Source organism: Oleiphilus sp. HI0123 (assembly GCF_001635315.1).
This window is the reverse complement of sequence record NZ_LWGE01001148.1, coordinates 1-4,367: the sequence shown is the minus strand read 5'-3', so window position 1 is coordinate 4,367 and position 4,367 is coordinate 1. Positions and strand designations below refer to the sequence as shown.

Annotated in this window: 5 protein-coding genes; 1 reads left to right on the top strand and 4 read right to left on the bottom strand. The window is 45.0% G+C overall.

Going from position 1 to position 4,367, the window contains the following annotated elements:
- The 4 genes from A3761_RS12175 to A3761_RS12160 all read right to left on the bottom strand — a co-directional run.
- A partial coding sequence (locus A3761_RS12175) for a hypothetical protein (RefSeq protein WP_156491816.1) occupies positions 1 to 371 on the bottom strand: 371 nt, incomplete at its 3' end.
- A gap of 339 nt (positions 372 to 710) precedes the next feature.
- Positions 711 to 1,793, bottom strand: coding sequence for a tRNA (uridine(54)-C5)-methyltransferase TrmA (trmA, locus tag A3761_RS12170; protein WP_068739447.1), 1,083 nt, complete (start codon positions 1,791 to 1,793; stop codon positions 711 to 713).
- A gap of 111 nt (positions 1,794 to 1,904) precedes the next feature.
- Complete coding sequence (gene cyoE, locus A3761_RS12165) at positions 1,905 to 2,813, bottom strand: heme o synthase (protein WP_068511312.1); 909 nt, start codon at positions 2,811 to 2,813, stop codon at positions 1,905 to 1,907.
- A gap of 130 nt (positions 2,814 to 2,943) precedes the next feature.
- On the bottom strand, positions 2,944 to 3,954 hold the full coding sequence (locus A3761_RS12160; RefSeq protein WP_068511310.1) for a heme A synthase: 1,011 nt from the start codon (positions 3,952 to 3,954) through the stop codon (positions 2,944 to 2,946).
- 104 nt (positions 3,955 to 4,058) lie between these two features.
- Between A3761_RS12160 and A3761_RS12155 the strand changes: the two genes are divergently transcribed.
- Complete coding sequence (locus A3761_RS12155) at positions 4,059 to 4,250, top strand: hypothetical protein (protein WP_068750277.1); 192 nt, start codon at positions 4,059 to 4,061, stop codon at positions 4,248 to 4,250.
- Positions 4,251 to 4,367 lie beyond the last annotated feature (117 nt).

Below are 4,367 nucleotides of genomic sequence, written 5' to 3'. Positions count from 1 at the left end.
GTGGCCCAAGGGTTTGCTATGGTGACTTCGACGATATTGTTCCCGGAAACTATTTGCCCGATTGGCACGTTAAAAATATTGGTGCTGTCCTCATCTGCGACGCCGGACAGGTCCCCTAGGTCGTTGCCGTTTATAGAAATCGACACCTCTTGGCCTAATTCTTCATCGATGTCGTGAGCGTTAATAAGAAGCTGAGCAGAGGTGCTCGGAAGACTGCCTGTCAGGTTTATGTTGAACTCTATCGGGTAGTTCAACGACGTGTCAGAAAGAATACGACCTATGTCATCATCAGAGCTTCCTGATCTTGCGTTATCTTCGTTGTCTGTATCTGTGTAGTAGGTGTCACCAGCGCTTAGAGACGGCGACAACATTGCTAAACACAAAGCAAGAAGGCAGTACAAGCAGGTAAGGTTCTTGTTAGTAGCGGATATTTGCATAGGGCCGTATATATTTACTTTTTGTATATTTTATCAATAGATGACAGCAAGGCTCTAGTTTAGTGCTTGTCGAATATTGACCTTATAGCGCTATGTTTATGCAAGTATGTTTATCGATGATAGCTTATTTTGTCGTGGTTTAACTAAGGTCAGACTATTATCGGCAAACTTGTGTACATTATTAGCACTAATAACTTATCACAAAGGTATGATGCAAGTTTCGGGCCTCTCTTAAAACTCATCAGCTTTAGGTAGGCTCATTATGTTATAGGGCTACTTTTTTGATAAGTAAACGCCGCACTCAATGTGCTGGGTATAGGGGAACTGGTCAAACATGGCCAAACGCTTGATCTCATGCGTTTTGCTCAACTGCTCCAGGTTTTGTTCCAAGGTATCTGGGTTACAGGAAATGTAGACGATATTTGGATAATGGCTGATCATTTCGCAGCTCTCGTCATCCAAGCCGGAGCGAGGGGGGTCAACGAGTACTGTTTGAAAGTCAGTTTCTTCTAGGTTGAGGTCTTTCAAACGACGGCGTTTTTGGGTGCCATTCATGTGTCCGGTAAACTCTTCGGCACTGACGCGTGCAAAATCAACGTTATCGATTTTGTTCATTTCTTTATTGTCATTGGCTGCTTTGACAGAGGTTTTGCTAATCTCTGTGGCAAATACACGACGGAATTTATCGGCCATAGCAATAGAGAAATTCCCGTTGCCGCAATAGAGTTCAAGTAAATCTCCCTTATTGCCGTCGACACAGCTTCGGGCCCAGCTGAGCATCTTTTCGTTCATCTTGCCGTTTGGTTGAGTAAAACCACCTTCAATTTGTTTATAGCGAAGTGCTTTTCCGTCGACGTTTAGTGTTTCAATAACATAGTCTTGATCGAGTAGTAGTTTGAGCTTTCTGGCTCTGCCGATGATGTGAATACCAAGCTTTTCTTTCAAACGCTTGGCTTCTTTTATCCAGATTTCATCTAACTGTTTGTGATAAATCAGAGTGACCAGCATTTCACCTGAAAGTGTACTCAAGTATTCAAGCTGAAACAGGCGATGCTTGAGTTGAGGTGACTGGTTGATCTCTTCCATCATGACAGGCATTAGCTCAGTGATAGCTTTGCTAGCAATGGGGAAGTGAGTTATTTCAATTGGCGCGTTCTTGGTCCCTTTTTCAAACATGGCATGGAAGCATCGTTCGCCTTCGTGCCAAATCTTGAATTCGGCCCTTAAGCGGAAATTTTCAACTTCACTGGCAAAGACTTCCAATTCTGGTGCAGAGAAACGCAGGAACTGCTCACGTACTTGAGCGGCTTTGTTGTCCAACAGGGAGTCGTATTGGTCGATTTGAAAGTCTTGCATGGAGCGTAATACCTGCCAGTGTTCCGAACAGCCCTATGCGTAAATAGGGCGAAATGAAAAAGGGCAGGTATTATACGTTGAACTGGCTGCTTTGCGAAATCTAATCAGTTTCTATCCGCGTATTACCAGTCGTATGTAATGATCGACGAGCAGAAATGCAAATAAGGCCGTTAGGTAGAATATTGAGTAAGCAAAGGTTTTCATTGCGTGTTGGTCAGCACTGCAGCGATATAGCTTATAAGCGTGATAAATAAAGCCCAACCCTAAGGCTACCGCCCCGGCTAGATAGATTAAGCCGGTCATTTGTATGGCAAAGGGTATCAGCGTAACGGCAAGAAGCATACAAGTATAAAGTAATACCTGTACCTTGGTGAAAGGAATGCCATGAGTCACCGGAAGCATAGGGACATCAACTTTTGCATAATCATCGCGACGGCGAATGGCCAGTGCCCAGAAATGTGGTGGCGTCCAAATAAAGATAATGAGAAATAATAACAAGGCCTCGGTGTTAACTTCACCTGTCATCGCGACCCAGCCAAGAATCGGCGGTGCAGCACCGGCAGCACCACCCCAAACGATATTGTGCGGGGTAGAGCGTTTAAGAAACATAGTATAGATGACCGCATAGCCAATAACGCAGATGAAGGTTAGTAGCGCGGTAAGCTGGTTCGTTGTCGCAAGTAAAATCGCCATAGAGAGTACGCACAAACTTAGCGCAAAACTCAGAGCTGCCTTGGATGACAGGCCTCCAGTCGGAATGGGGCGTCCCTTGGTTCGCTCCATCGTGGCATCAATTTTTTGATCCACCCAGTGATTGATTGCAGCGCCAGAAGCTGCAGCCATACCTATGCCGAGCGAGGCAAAGAATAAGGTGTCGAGGGGCACCATGCCAGGGGAGGATAAAAGCATCCCAACGATGGCGGTAAAAACAATAAGTAAAACCACATTGGGTTTACAAAGCTCGAGGTACTGGCGCCATGATATGGCGCTTGCGGGTGCAAGTGCGGTAGTGTTTGCCATTGTGAACTCTCTTTGTTGTTTTTATATTCTTCACACAAGACAACGGCCGTATAAAACATGCCTTGTTGTTTTTCTTCTAGCATTGCCTGAGCTTTTATGAACCGTTGTTTAAGAAAACTGAGCGTAGATGCTAGGTATTTTTTTGTTTATCAGTGCTTAGCTTCCGATTAATTGCGACGATAGTCAACAATAATAATGCAGCACCGCCATTATGTGCGACAGCTATCGCAGTTGGAAGAACCAGTATGATATTCAATATGCCCAAGCTTATCTGTGCGCACAAGAGAACTAACAGTAAAATGGCTAAGTTTCTTGTGCCTTGCTGGCCTGGGCCTTTTGAAAATCGTAACAGGAAAAGGGCAAAAGTGCCGACAACTAGGAGTGTCACTACTGCTCCTATTCGGTGTGTCAGATGAACCGCCGTACCCGCTTCAAGCGAAAGCGTACCACCTTCGTAATCAACACCGAGTTCTCGCCAAATTGTAAAGCCTTCAGAGAAATCGGTATTTGGCCACCATTTACCTTGGCAGGTTGGTAAATCCCAGCAATGAAGCGCGACATAGTTAGTGCTGGTCCAGCCCCCGAGTGCTATCTGACAATAGACTACGACGAGTGCCAATATGGCCCAGTTCTTAAGGCCTCGGGAAACGATAGCAGGTTTTTGTTGTCGATCACTTAGCATCGCCCAGCAAAGCAGGGCTAAAGTTAACATTCCCCCAAGCAAGTGAAGCGTAACAATTGCGGGTTTTAGTAGCATGGTGACGGTCCACATCCCTAGTGCGCCTTGAAAGCAGACGACTACGAGTAGAATTAGGGGAAGCGTGAGTTGCTGACCTTGTTCTTTTCTGCGCTTAATCGCAATAGCTGCCATTGCCAGGATTAATAAGCCCAAAGTGCTGGCAAAGTAACGATGAATCATTTCCTTCCAGGCTTTGTCGGCTTCAAATGGGCGTTCCGGGTAGGCTTCGTTGGCAGCTTGAATGTCATTGCTATCACTTGGGGCAATGAGCGTGCCATAACATCCCGGCCAGTCTGGACAGCCCAATCCGGCATCAGACAGACGAACGTATGCGCCCAGCACTATCACAAATAAAGCCAGCGCACAGGCGGCCAGGCTGATTCTGAAAAAGAGTTTGTTCATGTCGTCTCTATTATTTTTATTGAGGGGTATTGATCATGAATAAAGATGTTTTTATTACAGCTTGGGTTTATTAACCTTTAAAAGCCTTTCCTCAGTTAGCAACAGTGAGCTCGGACAGCCTTGATGCCAAAGTGCTGATCAACACATTTTCTCAAACACATGCTCAGGTCGAAAATAGTATTTTCATGGTCGACCCCTATAACAATCTAATGATGTATTACCCTGAGGGCGTGGAGCCAAAGCATTTAATGGAAGACTTAGAAAGGCTTTTAAAGGTTAATAAACCCAAGCTGTAATAAAAACATCTTTATTCATGATCAATACCCCTCAATAAAAATAATAGAGACGACATGAACAAACTCTTTTTCAGAATCAGCCTGGCCGCCTGTGCGCTGGCTTTATTTGTGATAGTG

Coding starts and splice junctions, on each gene's coding strand:
- trmA (WP_068739447.1), bottom strand. CDS start 1,793: ATGCAAGACTTTCAAATCGACCAATACGACTCCCTGTTGGACAACAAA.
- cyoE (WP_068511312.1), bottom strand. CDS start 2,813: ATGGCAAACACTACCGCACTTGCACCCGCAAGCGCCATATCATGGCGC.
- A3761_RS12160 (WP_068511310.1), bottom strand. CDS start 3,954: ATGAACAAACTCTTTTTCAGAATCAGCCTGGCCGCCTGTGCGCTGGCT.